Raw genomic sequence first — 17,806 nt, 5'->3', positions numbered from 1 at the left:
CGTCATTTCACGGATGCCGGTCCATCAGGGGGTACGTCGTTCAACGGATCCTGCGGCCGGGCCCGCCCATCCACCATGTCCAGGTGACCTCACGCTTGACCCGCCGACCGGCGGACCAGGGCCGCGCGGGTGTTGACGCCGAGCTTGCGGAAGACGCGGGCCAGGTGCGTCTCGACCGTGCGCGGGCTCAGGTACAGCCGCTCGCCGATCTGCCGGTTCGTCAGGCCCTCGCCGACCAGTTCGACGACCTCGCGTTCGCGTTCCGACAGCCGCCCGCCCGCCCCATGGGCCGCGGCGCCGCGCTGCCTGCGCCCGGCCTGCGCCGCCGGCCACGGAGCACCGACCCGGGTGAACAGGGCCTTGGCCTGACCGAGCTGCTCCTGCGCCGTGCGGACGTCGCCCGCGTCCGCGCTCACCTCCGCCAGCAGCATCCGGGCGAAGCCTTCGCCGACGGGCAGCCTGGCCGTGACGAGACACTCCACGGCCTCGCGAGCCGCCGTTTCCGCCTCGTGCGGGCGGTCCGCGGCCATCGCCAGCGTCGCGTGGGCCGTCTCGACGTCGGCGGACCGGGCGGGCGGCGCTCCCGACGACACGACCGCGACGGCCCGCTCGTACCACTGCCCGGCCGCCGTCAAGTCGCCGCAGGCCGCCTCCGCCCGCGCGCGTCGGGCGAAGACACTCGCCGCGCCGGGCCCGAGCCCCGACGGATCACCGCCGACGCGGGCGGCCAGGAAGCGCCGGCAGTCCTCCGGACGGCCGACCGACAGCAGCACCTCCGACACCACGTCGTCGGCGATGGTCCGCCACCACGCCGAGCGCATTCCCGGACCGTGCAGCACCTCCTCCACCAGCGGCACGGCGGCCTCGGGACCTGCCCGCCACAGCAGCGGCCGGGACTTGACCACGTGCGCGAACGCGAGCATCTCGGCGCTGCCGAGATGACGCGCGATCTCCTCCGCCTCCTCGGCGTCGGCCAGCGCCGCCTCGATCTCGCCCAGCGCGGAACGGACCATGGCCCGCGCCGCGTGCAACAGGGGGACGACGTTGTCGCGGCCGTGGTCACGGGCGACCTGCAACCCGCGGGCCAGGTGCCGCAGCGCGTCGTCGTGGTGGTCGACGATGAACTCGCCCCACGCCAGAGGTGCCACGAAGCCGAGGTCGTCGCACAGCTCGCGGTCGGTCAGCGCGTCCATGAGCGTCTTGGCGCGGGCGAGCAGGCGATAGCCGTCGGGGAAGTGGCATCGGTACAGCTCGGCGACAGCGAGCAGCGTGACGGCCGAGGCCGATGTTCCAGACCGGGTGCTTGCTTGATTCGCCTGATCCAGGATTTGGTCCAGGGCCTGTGAGGCGTTGTCCGCCGCCGAGTCCCACTGGCCCTGCAAGAGGTCGATAGCCGCCAGCTCCACCAGGAGGGGCGGCCTGCCCACGGAGTCGTCCACCCGGGCCAGCTCGCCGGTCAGCAGCGCCCTGGCCTCTTCCAGCCGTCCCAGTGACCGTTGCATCGCGGACAGCAGCCCCACCGCCTGGTCCCTGCTGCCGTCGCCTTCCCGTACGAGCTCGTCCAACAGCCCCCGGGCCTCCTCCAACCGCCCGGACACGGCGAGCGCCGCGGCGAGCGACATCCGCAGCTCCGGCGTCGCGTCAGCGGGCGACGCCTCCAGGGCGGCGCGGAACCATCGCGCCGCCGTCGCGGGCGCGTTGACCGACACCGCCCCCGCCGCCGAGACGAGCAGCGCGGCCCCGTCCGTGTCGCCCACGCCTATCGCGTGCTCCATGTGGACCGCGCGGCGGACGTCCGAGGCGCCCCGCGAGAGCAGGTGCTCCGCCGCCCGGCGATGCGCCGCCCTCCTCCAGGAGGGCCCGGCCAGCTGGTACGCGGCCGCGCGGACCAGCGGATGCCTGAACACCAGCGCCCGCCCGGCCGTGCCGAGCACCCTGCGGCGCACCAGTTCGTCCAGCGCCGGCTCGACGGTACGGGGGTCCAGCCCGGACACGGCCGCCACGGACGCCACATCCAAGTCGTCACCGGCGACGGCCGCCGCCTGGGCCACCAGTTGCCGATCCGGGTCCAGCCCGGCGAGTTCGGCCACGATCAACCGGTCAAGGGCATCGGTCCTGGTGACCTCCGAGAGAGCACCGGTCTCGGTCACGTCCGCGAGGTCGGCGGCCGGGGTATCCGGCAACGTGGCCAGGATCTCCAGGAACAGCGGGTTGCCGCCGCTGCGCTCGTACAGCCGCCGCCTTCCCGGACGGGACAGCTGCCGCCTCCCCGGAGGGGACAGCTGCCCGGTGAGCATGATGTCGGCCTCGGCCGCCGAGAGCGGGCCGATCGGCAAGTTGACGACGTTCGCCGAGGTCAGCGACCGCGCCAGCCCTTTGGGCAGCTCGCCGGTACGGCAGGCGAGCACGATCACGGCGTTCGTGTTCGGCGGATGTCTGATGTGATAGTCGATCACCTCCACCGAGGCGTCGTCGGCCCACTGCACGTCGTCCATCAGGACCACCAGCGTGCCCGACTCGCCCATTCGCTCCACGCCCTGACGCATCTCGCGGAAGCGGCGGTGACGGTCCAGACCGGCCAGGTCACCCGTCCCGCTCTCCCGCGACAGCAGCGCGCGCAGCCCATCGAGGTGTCCGGCCAGGTCAGGATGCTGGTGGGCGTCGGCGAGCGCGTCCTGCACGATCCCGTACGGCGCGCTGCGCTCGAACTCGGTGGCCCGTCCGGCGATGGTCATGATGCCCCGTTCGCGCGCGTGGTCGGCGAACGCGCCCAGCATCCGGGTCTTGCCGATGCCCGGCTCACCGGTCAGCAACACGAAGACCCACTGCCTCCGGGCGTCCAGGAGACCCGACAGGTGGGCCAGTTCGGCGGTTCTGCCGACCAGTGGACGCGGGCTCTCGAACACCTGCTGCCTCCCACGGACACGCCGCTCTCGGCCGGGAGGATCGCCCGGACATGATCCATGTCTATCCCACGCGAACCCCCGCCAAAGCACCAGCCGCCTCAAGTCCGCGGGGTGGCTCGGCCGCACGAGAAGCGACCTGGGTCTGCTATTTGAAGGCCGCGATGTTGCGCTCCGCCCACTCGGCGAAGGTGCGGGGCGGGCGCCCGAGGAGCCGCTCGACGTCGGGGCTGACGCGCTGCTCTGCGGCGGACGGGCTACCGAGGGCACCGAGGGTGGCCTCCACGACCGGCTCGGGCATGTACTCCAGCATCTGGTTCCGCGCCTCCGCGCGGCTCTGCTCAACGAACCGTACCGACTCGCCGAGAGCGGCCCCGATCGCCGCGGCCTGCTGCCGGGGTGAGATCGGTGCCGGTCCGGTCAGCGTGTAAATCTTGCCCTCGTGCCCTGTCCCGCGCAGTGTGGCGGCGGCGACCTCGGCGATGTCGGCCGGGTCGATGGCCGGCACCGCGACGTCGCCGAACGGCGCCGTGACCACCCGTCGCGTACGCACCAAGCCGGCCCATTGGACCGTGTTGGAGGCGAAGTTGCCCGGCCGCAGCATCGTCCACTCCAGGCCCGACTGCTTGACGGCGTCTTCCAGATGCGATGGGTGGCGTTGCGTGCCCACGCCATGGGAGGACAGCAACACAACCCGTTGGACGTCGGATGCTCGTACGACGTTCATGGCGCCACTGAGATCGCCGTTCGCCATGAAGTCGGGGGAAGTCAGCAGGAACAGCGCTTCGGCTTCATGCAGGGCGGGCTTGAGGCTCTCCGGTTCGGCCAGGTCGGCTCGCTGGTGCCGTACCCCCTGCGATACGTCCAGCTCTGAGATCCCGCGTGCCACCGCCGTCACCTGCTCGCCGGCCGCGACGAGCGCCCGCACGAGCGGCTGCCCGACGTTGCCCGTGGCCCCAGTCACCACAATCATGTTCACTCCCGTTGGCCGATGTCCTCTGTGGACTCGATGGAAGCTACTAGCGCTGTAATAGTAGGTACCTAGAGGAAAGTATTGGCGAGGAAGGCTCATTGTGACCAACAGCACACCTTGGCCGGCTTCTGCCGATGTCCCCCCGGAGCAGGCGTGCCCGATCACTCCGGTGGTCGACATCGTCTTCAGCCGCTGGACCACACCGATCCTGTGGGTGCTCAACGAATTCGGGCGGCATCGGTTCGTGGAGCTGGAACGCCGCATCACGACCATCACCCCCAAGGTGCTGACCGAACGACTGCGGCAACTGGAGCGCGACGGGCTCGTGGTGCGCACCTACCACCCCGAGGTTCCGCCACGGGTGGAGTACGAGATCAGCGAACTGGGACGCAGCCTGGCACCCCTGTTCGAGACGCTGGCCAACTGGTCGGTCAACCTGGACAAGGTCGAACAGGCCCGACTGGACTACGACGCCAGGAAGTCACGTCGAGTCTGACCCGAAGACCGCACGCCAGGCCGCTCGGGGCAGCTCCGCAGGCGGCCGCCAAGTTCATGCGATGTAGAACATAAGTTCGCATTAGGTCTTCCCCAGGCGACCCGCGCGGATTACGATCTTGGTGCTGGTCGATCCAGACCGGCTTCCATGCTGATGAGGCCGTCCTGGACGCGCCACAACGAAACGGGGATGATCGATGATCCGACGCAGGCTGCTCGCGCTAGGTGTCGGCGTAGGACTGCTGGGCGCCACCGCCGTCGCCACACCCGCTCAGGCCGCGGACGTGGTGTCGGCCCCGCTGGCCAGCATGGCGAACGGGCAGCAGGTCGCGACGTTCTGGCTCGCCGACGGAGGCGCCAACCTCAAGAGCGCCACGCCCTATGCCCCGACGACCGAAGTCCACGGGGAGCGCACCTCCGACGCCGTCGTTCCGTCCGGTAAGCCCGGTCTGGTGGTGCCGGTGGCTCCAGAGGCGGAAGGGCAACTGCCCCAGACCTCGGGGAAGGTGTTCTTCGTCGGCGCCGACGGTCAGCCGCATTGGTGTTCGGGCACCGCCGTGCAGTCGCAATACCGCAACCTCGTCGCCACCGACGCGCACTGCGTGTACGACATGGAGGGCGCCCCGGCCACGGTCGACAAGTGGGCCTTCGTGCCCGGATACACCGAAGGCACCACCCCGTTCGGTCTGTACGTCGGCAAGCAGGCGTTCACCCACTACGACTTCACCCAGTACAAGGACCAGGACCGCGACTTCGCCTTCGTGAACGTCTACTACGGCGTCGTCCCCTCCGCCTCCGGAGCGCTGACCAGCAACGGGAGGCTGGCGGACATCGTCGGCGCGCAGGGCCTCGCCTTCAATCAGCCGATCGACCAGACGACGACGCCGACCGTCGACGTCTTCGGCTATCCCGCCGGCCCCAATCCCGACGGGACTCGGCCCTACACCGGCGCGACCCTTGAGCGGTCCACCGGGCAGACCTTCGTCATGAGGCTCTCCGACCCGCCCGCCGACCAGCCCGTCGGCGTCGACTCGCCGTTCACCGGCGAAGGCGCCCTCGGCTCCTCCTGGCTCCAGACCTACAGCGACGACCAGGGCCTCGGCTACCTCAACGGTATTACGACCGGTGTCTCCGACACCGACGGCGACGGCCGTTACGACACGGGAGTCTCCCCGTACTTCGACACCGGGCTGTACCTGATCTTCCGCGCCGCGGCCGCGACCTGGAGCGGCCGCATCACCATCACCTGAACAACCCGGTCAGTACGGGTGCCGGTCGGGCTTGTTCATCCACGCCGCACAGGCCTTGGCGCCGAGTTCGGGCTGAGCCTGCTGGATCAGGATCCTTCGCTCGTCGAGAGGCCGGGTGAAGTCCTGATACTGGAACTCGTCGTCGAAGCCGATCTTCTTCGTCGCCGCCAGGTCGAAGGCGAAGTAGACCCTGTCGATACGTGACCAGTAGATGGCGCTCATGCACATCGGGCAGGGGGCGCCACTGCTGTAGAGCGTGTATCCCATGAGCATCCGGGCCCGCTCCGGCATGAGATCGGGGGATCCCTCAGGACGCGGCACGAGCTCCAGTGTCGATTCGTTCTGCCGGCTCTCCGGTATGGAGGGGGCCCGGGAATTCAAGATCTGAATGGCCTTGCGGATGGTCTCCACTTCGGCATGGGCCGTGGGGTCGCCCGTGAGAAGGACGCGATTCTGTCCGCGGGCGATGATTTCTCCGTCGTTGGTGAGCACCGCACCGAAAGGGCCGCCCCAACCGTTCTCTACGGACTCGATAGCGAGCCGTACCGCTTCCGCCATGAAATCCTTGGAGTCCATTCCGAACCCTCCGATCCGTAAAAAGCGGTTGAAGTTTCGGCCCTTCGCCGACCTGGTCAACCGCCGCATCCTGCTCCTTCCCCGGGCGCTGCTGCACTACACTCGGCCCTATGAAGCCTGGTGGTGGCCACAGTCCCGACAGTCAGGGCGCGACCGTGGTTATTTCCTCGACAGTTCGCCAAGGCCGCGACAATGATTATGAGCGGTGGCAGGAAAAGACGACCGAGATCGCCCGTGGTTTCCCCGGGTTCGAGGGCACCGAGCTTTATCCGCCGATCGCCGGCGAGCAGAATTCATGGGTCGTCGTATTTCGCTTCTCCAGCATCAGGCAATTGACCGCATGGCTTGATTCCGAGGTGCGGCGGAAACTGCTCGACGAGGTTCGCCCGATGCTGGAGGAGCCCGCTTCGCAGGAGGTTCTCGCCGGGGGGACTGCGGTCCGGGAAGCCGTCACGGCGGTGATCTCGCACAATGTGCGGCCGGGACGCGAGGCCGACTTCGTGCGCTGGCAGGAGAAGGTCCGTAAAGCGCAGGAGAGGTTCGCGGGCTTCATGGGCACCGAGGAGTTCGAGCCCGTGAGTGGTGTCCAGGATCGCTGGGTCGTGCTGCTGCGCTACGACACGCGTGAGCATCTGGACGAATGGCTCGGGTCCGACAGCCGCGCGAGACTGCTGGAGGAGGGTCGCGACTACTTCGTCGACTACGACGTGCGGAAGGTCCAGTCGGCGTTCAGCGGCTGGTTCCAGTTCGGCCGCGAAGCGGGAGACGGCGCCCCGCCGAGCTGGAAACAGGCCATGACCGTGCTGCTCGTTCTCTATCCCACGGTGATGATCCTCAGCCTGACAGCGGTCCGTGGGTTCACGATGGCGCACCTGCCGGGATATCTCGCCATGTTCCTCAGCAACGTGTTGAGTGTCACCGTCCTGACGTGGCTGGCCATGCCGCTGGTGAACAGGGTCTTCGCGGCATGGCTCGTACCCGGCCGTTCCGCCCGCGCGAACGTGGTGGGCGCCGTCGTGATCGTGCTCTGCTACGCGGTCTTCATCGCCGTCTTCGGGTTGGTCGGCGCGGTTGTTGACATTGATTGAGCCGCGGCTGACGATCTCCCTGCAAGGCGACCCCCTCGTCCCAGAAAGGCCGAACCATGCGCTCGACAAGGCGATTATTGGGTGCCGGGATGACCGCTCTCCTCCTGACCACGCTCCTCGGTGGTCCGGCCCGAGCCACGTCCCTGAGCTTCCCCTGCGCGGTGGACTACAACGCCACGACCTGGGACACCGGCGTCTCGGTCGACATGGCCCTGCACAATTTCAAGGTGGTCGCGCTGGGGCCCCCGTGGTACCTGGAGTTCGACCTCCCCAATGGCCAGCGGATCACCGAGACCTGGAACGGCAACTGGTCGGTGCCAGGAGATGGCTCCGTCACGGTCGCCAACCCCGTCTACCACCCGTCGATCCCCTGGGGCACGACCTTCAATCTCGGGTTCAACGCCACCTTGGACGGCCCGTACGCGAACGCGACCAACTTCCGCTTCCAGGACGTCGGATGCGAGGTCAACTACACGGTGACGGTGATCAGCTGACCTGCTCGGACAAGTGTCCGGCTGGCGGTCGCCCGCTGGTATAATCAGGCGATTCGCCGCAGGTGCCACGGCCGGGACGCCGCCGCCATGCGGACAACCGAGCAGAGGAAGACCTCCCATGGCGCGCGCCGAGACCGGACCCGATTTCATCGAGGCGCTGGCCCGTGGCCTCGATGTCATCAGAGTGTTCCAGCCGGGACGGGCGAGCATGTCGCTGACCGAGGTGGCCACCGCGGCCGGGCTGGCCCGTCCGACGGCCCGGCGCATTCTGCTGACCCTGCAGGAGCTGGGATACGCGCGGGCCGAGCAGGGCGGCTTCGCCCTCACCCCGCGTGTGCTGGAGCTCGGCATGTCGTACGTGCGCTCGATGGGCCTGTGGGAGGTCGCCCGGCCGCATCTGGAGCGGCTGGTCGAGCAGACCAACGAGTCCTCCTCGATCGCCCAGCTCGACGGGTCGGACATCGTGTACGTCGCACGGGTGGCCGTGCCGAAGATCGTCGCCCTTCGGGTGCAGATCGGGACGCGGTTCCCGGCCCTGCAGACCTCGCTCGGCAAGGTGCTGCTCGCCGCGCTGCCGCCCGCCGAGGTGAGCCGGGTCCTGGCCGAGCCGAGCCGCTCGGGCATCCAGCCGCGCTGGGAGCCGGACGCGGAGGAGCGCGACGCCGCGCTGCGGGTGGTGCGCGCCAAGGGCTGGGCGCTCACGGACGAGGAGCTCTCGCTGGGCATCCGGTCGGTGGCCGCGCCCCTGCGCAACGGGCTCGGCGAGGTCATCGCGTCCGTCAACGTCAACGTGCACGCCGCCGAGACCTCCGTACGGAAACTGACCCAGGAATACCTGCCGCTGCTGCTCACCACGGCCGGCGCGATCAGTGCCGACTGGGCGCAATATGAGACGGTGCCCGAAGTCACCGCCTCGTGATGAATCAGGTTGCTATGTCGGGATAGGGCATGGCGAAATGCGCGAGCCGCTGGGCGTACTCAAGCTGGAATCCCAGAGGCTCGTGGTCCCGCTCGAACATCGCGATGAACAACGTGAGCGTGAGGAAGGGGTGCGCCCCCAGCCCGAACAGCGCCGGATAGTCATGCGTGGCCAGCGCCTCGCGCTCGACGTCGTCGAACCGCAGCCAGGTGGAAGACTCGCCGTCGTGGCAGTTGAGGATGCGGTTGGCATAGTCGGCCTCCCACATCGCCACCGTGCCGCGCGGGTCCTCGCGGTAGCGCTCGACGAGCTCGGGATCGCGGTCGACGGTGAACAGGAACTTGTCGAGCAGATACTTGCTCATGAGCCGCCTCCGGTCGGATACCAGGTGAAGTAGGCCTCCATGGTGTGGAACAGGTCGTACGTGTCGACGTAGTCGGCCTTCCTGCCCTCGCCCGCGACGCCCATCATCAACATGAAGTCCATGAACCCGTGGGTGGCGTTGCCCGGCGTCCACAGGCTGTCCAGCGTCACCTCGGCCAGGCAGCCCTCGATGTCCCCGGACGCGATCCAGCCGACGGCCTTCTGGTCGAACTCCGGGTCCGGCCCGTGCGGGCCGAACTGGCGGGGCCCGCCGAGTTCGAGCGACAGGTGCCCGGTGCCGATGACCGCCACCCTCTTGTCGGCCGGCCACGCTTCGACCAGTTGCCGGATCGTCCGCCCGAGCTGGACGAACCTGGCCGGGCGCGGTAACGGCGGCGCGAAGATGTTGGTGTAGATCGGCACGATCGGCAGGTCGTTCTGCGGCCGGAGCGTGATGATCGGGCACGTGATCGAGTGGTCGATCCGCAGCTCGTTGGAGAACGCCAGGTCGAACCCGGCATCCATGCCTTCGCGCAGCACGTACGCCGACAGGTCCTCCTGGCCCTTGAACAGCATCCTCGGCAGGCCGAACTCGCGCTCCTCGTTGTAGAAGTTCGCGTCGTAGAAGGGGGCCTTGCCGACCAGGAACTGCGGCATGTTGTCCAGCCACAGCTGGTGGAAGTGGTCCGAGCCGACCATCACCAACACGTCCGGGCGGGCCCGGGTCAGCGTCTCCCGGAACGCCTCCACCTTGCGTACCCACTCGTCCGCGAACGGCGGACGGTCCTCCCCGGTGGCGGTGCTGGCCCGGTAGAAGAAGGGATGGTGGGTGGACGCGATCACCGCGACCAGTTCAGCCATGCGAACCTCCTGGGGGATGTGGCTCGGGTGAGACGGAGCGGTGGTTCAGGTCGACCGACAGGAAGATCTCGTTGGCCACCGGGCGGCGCAGCTCCTCGGCCAGCTGCCCGATCAACCCCGCCGTCCTGGCCAGCAACGCGAACCCACGCAGCAGCTCCAGCGGCAGCCCCAGGTCGGCGAGCGCCGCGCCGCAGACCCCGGCCCCGTTGAGCGGCAACGTACGGCCCAGCACTCGCGGATGAACGCGGCCGATCGCGGCGAACAGCGACAGATGCGGCCCGAGAAGCCCCTCCTCTTCGGCGATCTGGAACAGCCGGGGCGTCCGGGGGTCGACCTCCTTGTGCACGTGGTGGCCGAGGCCGGGGATGCGCCGCGCCGCCGTACGCTGGGCCGACACGACGTCCAGGGCGACGGCGTCCCACCCGGCGTCGTCGTCCGGCGGCGGGCCGTCGAGCGAGGTCAGCACGTCGTGCAGGAAGCGGCCGCTGTCCTCGGTGACCCCGAGAAAGCGGGAGCCGCCGCCGAGCAGCCCGGCCGCCAGCGCGCCCTGTACGGAGTCGGGCGCGGACAGGTACGTCAGCCGGGTCACGATCGCCGTGGGCGTGAACCCGTGGTCGGCCAGCGCGGCGAGCACGGCTTCGAACACGCGGGTCTCGCCCGGCGTCGGCCGCCGCTGGGTGGCCAGCCAGAAGGCCAGCTCGCCGAAGCCGACCTTGCCCATGACCTCCTCGGCCAGGTTGTGGCCGAGGAGCGTGATCGACGTCGGCGTCGACGCGCCGAGCGCCGTGGGATAACCGTTCACGGAGTCAGCCATGCGCGCGGCTCCAGGTCGTGGGGTGACCGTTCACGAGGTCAGCCATTCGCGCAGCTCCTCGCCGTGCTCGTCGAGGTCGGGCGGCGGCAGCCGGTAGCTCACCGGAGTCTCGGAGAACCTGATCGGATGCCGCGTCGTCGGCATCGCGCGCTCCCCCTCCCCGGCGGCCACGACCGGGTCGAGCCCGAAGCGCTCGGCCATCGCGAAGCCCCCGTCGATCGTGTTGATCGGCCCGCTCGGCACCCCCGCCTCGACGAGGAGCTGGAACCACTCGACCGCGCCCCGTTTGACCAGCCGCTCGACGAGGATGGGCCGCAGCTCCTCGCGGTGCGCCACCCGGTCGACGTTGCGCGCGAACCGTGGGTCGCTGGGGACGTCCGGGATGCCGAGAACCTCACAGAGCCGGCGGAACGACCCGTCGTTGGGCGCGGCGATGATCAGGTCGTTGTCCGCGGTCGGCAGCGGCTCGTACGGGAACACGCTCGGATGCGCGTTGCCCATCCGGTACGGCACGGTGCCGCCCGCCACGTAAGCCGAGCTGTGGTTGACCAGCCCGGTGAGCGCCGACGACAGCAGGTTGACCTCGACCAACTGCCCCTGCCCCACGGCGTCGCGGTGCCGCAGCGCGGCCAGGATGCCGATGACGGCGTGGTTGCCCGCCATGACGTCGAAGACCGAGATCCCGGCCCGGTACGGCGGCCCGTCCGCGTCGCCGGTGAGGCTCATCAGGCCGGAGATGGCCTGGACCATCAGGTCGTAGCCCGGCACGTCGCGCCCGGCGCCCGAGCCGAAGCCGGTGATCGAGGCGTACACGACGCCCGGGTTGGCGGCCCGTACGGACGCGAAGTCGAGGCCGAACTTGGCCAGCCCGCCCGGCTTGAAGTTCTCGATCAGCACGTCGGCGCGGCGGGCCAGCTCCCTGGCCACCGCCGCGTCGGCCGGGTCGCGCAGGTCCAGCGCGATCGACCGTTTGCCGCGGTTGACGCCGAGATAGTAAGTCGACACGCCCTCGCGCACCGGCGGCATCCACGTACGCGTGTCGTCCCCCTGCGGGCCCTCGACCTTGACCACGTCGGCGCCCATGTCCGCGAGCAGCATCGTGGCGTACGGACCGGCCAGGATCCGGGAGAAGTCGGCCACCAGGACTCCTGACAGCGGCCCATCACTCATTGACTCACCCTCCGTCGTCCGTTGAACGGACATTGGTCCGTTGCACTCTAACCGGGAAATCCTCTGCTTGACATCCTCTCCCGCGCTTCTAGAGTTGCGCTGACCGTACAGCGGACAGTCGTTCGCCAATGCGGCGCGAGGCGGTAAGGAGAGGGCGATGGAGTCGATGGACGGACGGCCCGTGGTGCTGCGTGGCGGCACCGTGCTCCCGATGGACGAAGGGCGGCAGGTGCTCCCCCGCACGGACGTCCTCGTCGCCGGCGACCGGATCGCGGCCGTGGGGCCAGATCTGCAGGCGCCGGACAATGCCGTCGAGATCGACGCGAGCGACGGCATCGTCATGCCCGGGATGATCGACACCCATCGGCACATGTGGCAGACCGCCATGCGCGGCTACGGCGCGGACTGGACCCTGACGCAGTACTTCGTCTGGTACTACCTGGAGCACGGGAAGCTGTTCCGGCCCGAGGACGTGCACGCGGGCAACCTGCTGGCCGCGCTCGAAGCCGTGGACGCCGGGGTCACGACCGTCGTCGACTGGTCGCACGGTCTCCAGACGGTCGACCACGCCGACGCGGCCGTGGACGCGCTCCGGTCGGCGCCCGGCCGGTACGTCCTCGCGTACGGCAACATCCAGCAGCCGCCCGCGGAGTGGACGGGCACGCCGGAGTTCCGCGACTTCGTGCGGCGCCGGATCACCGGTGACGACCTGCTCGGCTTCCAGCTCGCCTTCGACGTCCTGGGCGACCCCGCCTTTCCCGAGCGGCCGGCCTTCGAGGTCGCCCGCGAACTCGGCGTCCCGGTCACCACGCATGCCGGAGTGTGGGGCGCCACCGGCGACGACGGCATCCGGCTCATGCACGAGCACGGCTTCATGACGCCCGAGACCGTGTACGTGCATGCCGCGTCGCTGTCGGCCGATTCCTACCACCGCATCGCCGCCACCGGCGGCTCCATCTCGGTCTCCACCGAGAGCGAGCAGAGCGCGGGCCAGGGCTACCCGCCCACCTGGACCATCCGCGCCCACGGCATCCCGGTGTCGCTGTCGATGGACACCAGCGTCTGGTGGAGCGGCGACCTGTTCTCCGCCATGCGCGCCACCCTCGGCGCCGACCGCTCTCGCCGGCATCTGGAGGCGCACGCCAAGGGCGACACCGTCACGCACTGCAGCCTGCGTGCCGACCAGGTCGTGGAGTGGGCGACTCGCGGCGGCGCCCGCGCCATCGGCCGCGACGATCTCGGCGTCATCGCCGCCGGAAAGAAGGCCGACCTGGTTCTCATCAAGAACGAGGCTTCGCCGGTGTCGTTCCCGTTGCTCAACCCGTACGGGCACGTCGCGTTCCAGGCCCAGCGCGGGGACGTGCACACGGTTCTGGTCAACGGCCGGGTGGTGAAGCACGAGCACCGCCTGGTCGGCGTCGACCTCGCCGCGGCCCGCCGTGCGACCGACCGGACGGTGGAGTATCTGCGCTCAACAATGGGCGAGGAGGCGTGGCAGAAGGGGATGAACCCTGACATTCCCGAGACGACCATCCTCGATAATCCGTATACCTATACCGACTACCACAGCACCTCGACCCACACCGCCGGGTGACGAATACTCTTCATTCTGGAATCGGCCCGCCCGATTTAATGTCCGGCCGGAATAGATGCATCTCCTTGGCTGCTTTCGACGGCTATTGACGTGCGGAATGACGTAGCTATCGTTGAACAGGTTAAGAAGGGTGCGGTCCATGCGCTGACTGCCGCCGGGACCGCCAGACTGCCTGGCAGATTCCCACGAGGAGGCGCCGTGACCGCGGTGAAACCCGAAATGGTCATCGACGACGAATTCACCGAGCTGGACCAGCTTGAGGTGATCGAATCCAGCGAGCTCAAGCTCAGCGGGTCATACCACTCCTACACCTACAAGGCGGCGGAGGACACCGGCGACCTACCCAAGGGCTGACGAGGCTGTCGGCCGGTCCGGTGGAATCGCGCGACGCCGACGTTCTGCTCCTGTTTCCGCCGCAGACCGAAGCCAGGTTCTTTCCCTATTTGAGCCTGCCTTATCTCACCGGTCATCTACGGCGGCACGGGCGGCGGGTCCACCAGGCCGATCTGAACATCGCCCTCCTGCACGACCTGCTGGAGCATCCGGAACTGCTGGGCGACGTGGTGCGCGAGCAGCCGGACGAGGGGGCGGGCACCTGGTACCGAGGGGCGATGGCCGACGTCGTGGCCCGATACGTCGACGAGCTCCGTGCGCATGTCCTGCGAAAGGAGCCGGCCGGAGAGCTGGGCCCCGCTCGTGCGGTCAGGCTCGCCCATCACGCGATCGAGCTGCTGGTGCGCGATACGTTCCTGGTCCGGACGTGGCAGGATCTGGCCCAGCTCGACGACGCGGCGCGGCGGTCCGCCCGGTTACCGCCCGCCGCGTCGGGGATACCGCTTGAGCGGCTGCATCTCATGGTCGAGGCGCTGCTGGCCCGGCACCTGCCGCGCGTGGTCGGCCTGTCCGTGGCGTTCTTCAGCCAGCTCGCCCCCGCGCTGCTCATCGCCGCCTGGATCAGGCGGCTGCGGCCGGAGGCCAAGATCTGCCTCGGTGGCCAGCAGGTGATGCTCCGGCACGAGGAGCTGGCGCGGCTGCCCGGCGTACAAGCCGTGGTGGACGCGCTGTGCTGGACCGCCGGCGAGCAGCCCCTCGAACGCTGGCTGGACGCGCTGGACGGGAACATCCCGGCGGACACGGTCCCCGGCATGACCTGGCTGCCGCACGGCACACCCGCCCACCAGCCGGTCACGCTGCGCTTCCACGACCTCGGGCCGCCCGACTTCGCCGGGCTGCCGGTCCGGTCGTACCTCAACGAGACCATGGAGGTCGCGATCATCTCGTGCGTCGGCTGCTACTGGGGGCGGTGCGCGTTCTGCTCGTACGGCAACCGGTCCCTCGCACCGGGCGCCTACCAGCAGGGGACGGTGCGCCAGATCGCCGACGCCGTGGAGAGCGTGGTCCGCGACACGGGCGCGGCCTTCGTGTCGATCTCCGATGAGAACACCAACCTACGGCTCATCGTGAAGGCCATGCGCGAGGTGCGCGAGCGCGGCCTCAACGTGGGATTCGGCGTACGCAGCAGGCTGGACGCCACCCTGGCCGACCCCGAGTTCTGCCGGAGCCTCGCCGAGGTGGGGTGCGAGCTGATGTCGGTCGGCTACGAAGGGACCTCCCAGCGGCTGCTCGACCTGATGGACCGGGGTGTGCGGGCGGACGACTACCAGCGGATCGTCGAGAACGTCGCGGCGGCGGGCATCGTCCTGCGGTTCTCGGTGATGGGGTACGTCTTCGACGAGACGCCCGCCGAGTTCGAGGAGTCCCTGCGCTTCCTCGCGGCGAACCAGGAGCGCATCGGCATCGACGCGCTGGAGCTCATGGTGTCCGAGCCCGGCAGCAGGCTGGCGGGGGACCCGGACGGCTTCGGCCTGTCGCTGGACACCTCGGGCGCGCTCTCCGGCAATCCGGAGCTGAGCTACCTTTCCGGGCGGGTCGGGCATCCCCTGACGGTGCCTGGCGGGCCCACTCGGGCGGAGGCGCTCGACCGCCTGATGCGCGTCTTCCACACGGTCAAACCGGGCAAGGTGAGCGCGATCCTGCCCCGCCGCGCCGGGGCCCGAGCCACCGTCGCGGCCGTCAGGCCGTATCCATGGGTACGGACGGTGCCGGCGGACGTCGACGCGGCCGGGTTCACGGGGGCGAAGCGCGAAGCGGACACGTACCGCCGGATCTTGGTGGCCGACCTGGTCTGGGAGCGGTTCTACGCGCTGCCGCGGCGTGACGTCGAGCAGCGCGCCGACGGCGTACTCGTGGCGCGCACCCCCCAGGGAGGGCGGTTGCTGGCCCGCCTGGTCGAGGCGACGGCAGGCACAGAACACACGGACGCGGAACACGCGGACACAGAACGCGCGGATGAGGAGCATCGGGAGGCTCCGCCGGTGGTCGCGAGCGGCGAGCCCGTCAGGAGGCCGACATGACGACCGACATCACGACCGGGACCATGCGGGCCGGCGAGACCGGCCCAGCCAGGCTGGGATTCGGCCTCCTCATGGACATGCCGTGGGGCGGCGGGTCGCTCGGCCGGCGGGGCGTCGGGTTCGTGGAGACGGACGACGGCGGGGACATCACGCCGCGCGTGCGGACCTTCGCCGAGCGCCATGGCGACGACTTCGCCTACGCCGCCTTCGCCTACCAGCCCCGCTCACGCGCGATCCCGCGAGCGGCCGACTACATCCGCACCTATGACCGCTTCTTCCAGGCGCTGCCCGCCGGGCTCGGCCGGGCCTTCCATCAGACCGAGTTCAACATGGGCACGCCCGAGCGCTACGACCGGCGACCCGCGGCCGAGTTCACCAACGAACTCGCCGCTCGCTACGGTTTCCGCTGGGTGGTCGAGGACCTCGGCATCTGGAACCTCCGGGGCTGTCCGCTGCCGTACCCGCTGCCGCCGCCACTGACCGAGCCGGGCCTGGAGATCGCCACGCGGAACGTGGCCGAGACGGCTCGCCTCCTGGAGCTGCCGCTGCACGTCGAGTTCCCCGGGTTCACCGAAGGCGGGTCGTTCGTTCTCGGGCACCTCGACGCTTTCGCGTACTTCAGGCGGCTCGCCGACGACGCCGACGTGCACGTCACGCTGGATGTGGGCCACCTGCTCAGCTACCAGTGGCTGCGCGGGCGGACCGGCCGCCACATGGTCGACGACATCGAGGCGCTGCCGCTCGAACGCTGCCGCGAGCTGCACCTGTCCGGCTGCCAGATCGTGAAGGGCAAGTTCCGCGACCTGCATCACGGGGTGCTGCTGGACGAGCAGCTCGAACTCACCGACTACCTGCTGCCGCGCTGCCCCAACCTGCTCGGCGTGACCTATGAGGACCCGATGTTCCGCGACGACGGCCGGCTGGTCGAGAAGTCGCGGCGGAACTACGGCCGCCTGAAGGCGCTGGTGGGCGCTTGGCGGGATGAGGCGACGCACTCGGAGAGGTCGACGCGGCCGAACGGGGCGGCGCACTCGGAAGGATCGACGCGGCCGGATGGGGCGGCGCACTCGGAAGGATCGACGCGGCCGGATGGGGCGGCGCGATGAGTACTCCGGTCGTGCGGTCACTCGACGGTGAGCAGCTCGCCGACCTGATCATGCGGCTGCTGCTCGACAGCCGGCTGCGGGAGCGGCTCGCCGCCGACGGCGCCGCGGCCGTGGCGGCGGACGCGGGCGAGCTGGAGTGCCTGGAGACCATCGACCTGGACGAGCTCGACGCCGCCGCCCGCCGGTTCCGCTCGACCATCTGGCGGCTCGGTGCGGGTGGCAGCCTGGCGTCGGCGTTCCCGCGCAGCGTGTCCGCCTTGGCCGCGGATGGCATCGGCGACGCGGAGTTGCTCGACGGCTTCCTCGGGTCGCCGCGTTTCACCAGATTCCGGCTTGTCCCGTACTCGGGGGCCGGGGTGTCGGTGGAGGAGGCGTTCGCCGCATTCCTGCTCGACCTGGCGGAGGAGCGGATTGCTGACGCCACGATCCTGCGGGAGACCGTGGGCCACGAGCTGATGATCGCCCTGTTCGCGGCGCTGGCGTGCGAGCAGCCGCTGTCGTTCGTCATCGAGAGCGAGGGGATCGTCGAGACCGGCCGCGGTCACGCCGCCCTGCGCCGGTACGCACCGGTCTCCCTCGCGTTCTGGGGCGAGGCCACCCCGAGCGTCGGCCAAGCGGGTGGCGTGCCGTACGCGTACTTCGCCACGCCCGCCGGGGTCACTCGCGGCGTGATCTCCGAGCGCGTGGCCGCGGCATTCGCGGCCACCCAGACGGCCGAGAGCGACGCGGCACGTCGCGCGCTGTCCCGGCGCGGCCTGTGGTGACCCGGCAAGACGTACGACCTGG

At 69.6% G+C, this 17,806-nt stretch carries 17 protein-coding genes; 10 read left to right on the top strand and 7 right to left on the bottom strand.

Features of this window, described 5'->3' with window-relative positions:
- Positions 1–89: 89 nt before the first annotated feature.
- Together ACQP2T_RS01110 and ACQP2T_RS01105 are read right to left on the bottom strand one after the other, a co-directional pair.
- Positions 90–2,906, bottom strand: a complete 2,817-nt coding sequence (locus ACQP2T_RS01110; RefSeq protein ID WP_433514329.1) for an ATP-binding protein — start codon at positions 2,904–2,906, stop codon at positions 90–92.
- Between the two features lie 145 nt (positions 2,907–3,051).
- On the bottom strand, positions 3,052–3,876 hold the full coding sequence (locus tag ACQP2T_RS01105; RefSeq protein WP_433514328.1) for an NAD(P)H-binding protein: 825 nt from the start codon (positions 3,874–3,876) through the stop codon (positions 3,052–3,054).
- 100 nt (positions 3,877–3,976) lie between these two features.
- Between ACQP2T_RS01105 and ACQP2T_RS01100 the strand changes: the two genes are divergently transcribed.
- The gene (locus ACQP2T_RS01100) at positions 3,977–4,372 is read left to right on the top strand and encodes a winged helix-turn-helix transcriptional regulator (RefSeq protein ID WP_433514327.1); all 396 of its coding nucleotides are present in this window, start codon (positions 3,977–3,979) and stop codon (positions 4,370–4,372) included.
- Positions 4,373–4,568: 196 nt separating this feature from the next.
- Positions 4,569–5,621: a trypsin-like serine peptidase gene (locus ACQP2T_RS01095; RefSeq protein WP_433514326.1), complete on the top strand. Its 1,053-nt coding sequence runs from the start codon at positions 4,569–4,571 to the stop codon at positions 5,619–5,621.
- A 9-nt stretch (positions 5,622–5,630) separates the two neighbouring features.
- Here the strand turns inward: ACQP2T_RS01095 and ACQP2T_RS01090 are convergent, their stop codons facing one another.
- Positions 5,631–6,266 (bottom strand): nucleoside deaminase, encoded by a 636-nt coding sequence (locus ACQP2T_RS01090; RefSeq protein ID WP_433514325.1) that lies wholly within the window; start codon positions 6,264–6,266, stop codon positions 5,631–5,633.
- Between the two features lie 41 nt (positions 6,267–6,307).
- On the opposite strand from ACQP2T_RS01090, the gene ACQP2T_RS01085 reads away from it, so the two are divergent.
- The 3 genes from ACQP2T_RS01085 to ACQP2T_RS01075 all read left to right on the top strand — a co-directional run bounded on the left by ACQP2T_RS01085 (position 6,308) and on the right by ACQP2T_RS01075 (position 8,698).
- A complete protein-coding gene (locus tag ACQP2T_RS01085) occupies positions 6,308–7,285 on the top strand; it encodes an antibiotic biosynthesis monooxygenase (protein WP_433514324.1) in 978 nt (325 codons plus the stop codon).
- An 89-nt stretch (positions 7,286–7,374) separates the two neighbouring features.
- Entirely contained in the window at positions 7,375–7,779 is a 405-nt protein-coding gene (locus ACQP2T_RS01080; RefSeq protein ID WP_433514323.1) for a cellulose binding domain-containing protein, read from the top strand.
- A 118-nt stretch (positions 7,780–7,897) separates the two neighbouring features.
- The gene (locus ACQP2T_RS01075) at positions 7,898–8,698 is read left to right on the top strand and encodes an IclR family transcriptional regulator domain-containing protein (protein WP_433514322.1); all 801 of its coding nucleotides are present in this window, start codon (positions 7,898–7,900) and stop codon (positions 8,696–8,698) included.
- Between the two features lie 4 nt (positions 8,699–8,702).
- Here the strand turns inward: ACQP2T_RS01075 and ACQP2T_RS01070 are convergent, their stop codons facing one another.
- The 4 genes from ACQP2T_RS01070 to ACQP2T_RS01055 are packed head-to-tail and all read right to left on the bottom strand — an operon-like array spanning position 8,703 to position 11,906.
- Positions 8,703–9,062, bottom strand: coding sequence for a hypothetical protein (locus tag ACQP2T_RS01070; RefSeq protein ID WP_433514321.1), 360 nt, complete (start codon positions 9,060–9,062; stop codon positions 8,703–8,705).
- Positions 9,059–9,922 carry an extradiol ring-cleavage dioxygenase gene (locus ACQP2T_RS01065; protein ID WP_433514320.1) on the bottom strand — a complete coding sequence of 288 codons (864 nt, stop codon included), beginning with the start codon at positions 9,920–9,922 and terminating at the stop codon, positions 9,059–9,061. The genes ACQP2T_RS01070 and ACQP2T_RS01065 overlap by 4 nt, the downstream gene beginning before the upstream one ends.
- Positions 9,915–10,736: a citryl-CoA lyase gene (locus ACQP2T_RS01060; RefSeq protein ID WP_433514319.1), complete on the bottom strand. Its 822-nt coding sequence runs from the start codon at positions 10,734–10,736 to the stop codon at positions 9,915–9,917. The genes ACQP2T_RS01065 and ACQP2T_RS01060 overlap by 8 nt, the downstream gene beginning before the upstream one ends.
- Before the next feature lie 30 nt (positions 10,737–10,766).
- Complete coding sequence (locus ACQP2T_RS01055; RefSeq protein WP_433514318.1) at positions 10,767–11,906, bottom strand: CaiB/BaiF CoA transferase family protein; 1,140 nt, start codon at positions 11,904–11,906, stop codon at positions 10,767–10,769.
- A gap of 157 nt (positions 11,907–12,063) precedes the next feature.
- On the opposite strand from ACQP2T_RS01055, the gene ACQP2T_RS01050 reads away from it, so the two are divergent.
- The 5 genes from ACQP2T_RS01050 to ACQP2T_RS01030 all read left to right on the top strand — a co-directional run bounded on the left by ACQP2T_RS01050 (position 12,064) and on the right by ACQP2T_RS01030 (position 17,784).
- Complete coding sequence (locus ACQP2T_RS01050; RefSeq protein WP_433514317.1) at positions 12,064–13,500, top strand: amidohydrolase family protein; 1,437 nt, start codon at positions 12,064–12,066, stop codon at positions 13,498–13,500.
- Positions 13,501–13,698: 198 nt separating this feature from the next.
- Positions 13,699–13,854 carry a hypothetical protein gene (locus tag ACQP2T_RS01045; RefSeq protein WP_433514316.1) on the top strand — a complete coding sequence of 52 codons (156 nt, stop codon included), beginning with the start codon at positions 13,699–13,701 and terminating at the stop codon, positions 13,852–13,854.
- Positions 13,855–13,943: 89 nt separating this feature from the next.
- Positions 13,944–15,914 carry a B12-binding domain-containing radical SAM protein gene (locus ACQP2T_RS01040; RefSeq protein WP_433514315.1) on the top strand — a complete coding sequence of 657 codons (1,971 nt, stop codon included), beginning with the start codon at positions 13,944–13,946 and terminating at the stop codon, positions 15,912–15,914.
- Positions 15,911–17,020: a multinuclear nonheme iron-dependent oxidase gene (locus ACQP2T_RS01035; RefSeq protein WP_433514314.1), complete on the top strand. Its 1,110-nt coding sequence runs from the start codon at positions 15,911–15,913 to the stop codon at positions 17,018–17,020. The genes ACQP2T_RS01040 and ACQP2T_RS01035 overlap by 4 nt, the downstream gene beginning before the upstream one ends.
- Positions 17,017–17,784 carry a hypothetical protein gene (locus tag ACQP2T_RS01030; protein ID WP_433514313.1) on the top strand — a complete coding sequence of 256 codons (768 nt, stop codon included), beginning with the start codon at positions 17,017–17,019 and terminating at the stop codon, positions 17,782–17,784. The genes ACQP2T_RS01035 and ACQP2T_RS01030 overlap by 4 nt, the downstream gene beginning before the upstream one ends.
- The last annotated feature ends 22 nt before the right edge of the window (positions 17,785–17,806 follow it).

It is taken from the genome of Nonomuraea sp. CA-143628 (genome assembly GCF_050942315.1).
In the GTDB taxonomy this organism is placed as follows: Bacteria; Actinomycetota; Actinomycetes; order Streptosporangiales; family Streptosporangiaceae; genus Nonomuraea.
Note: the sequence above shows the minus strand (reverse complement) of the source record. Positions and strands in the feature narration are given on the sequence as shown.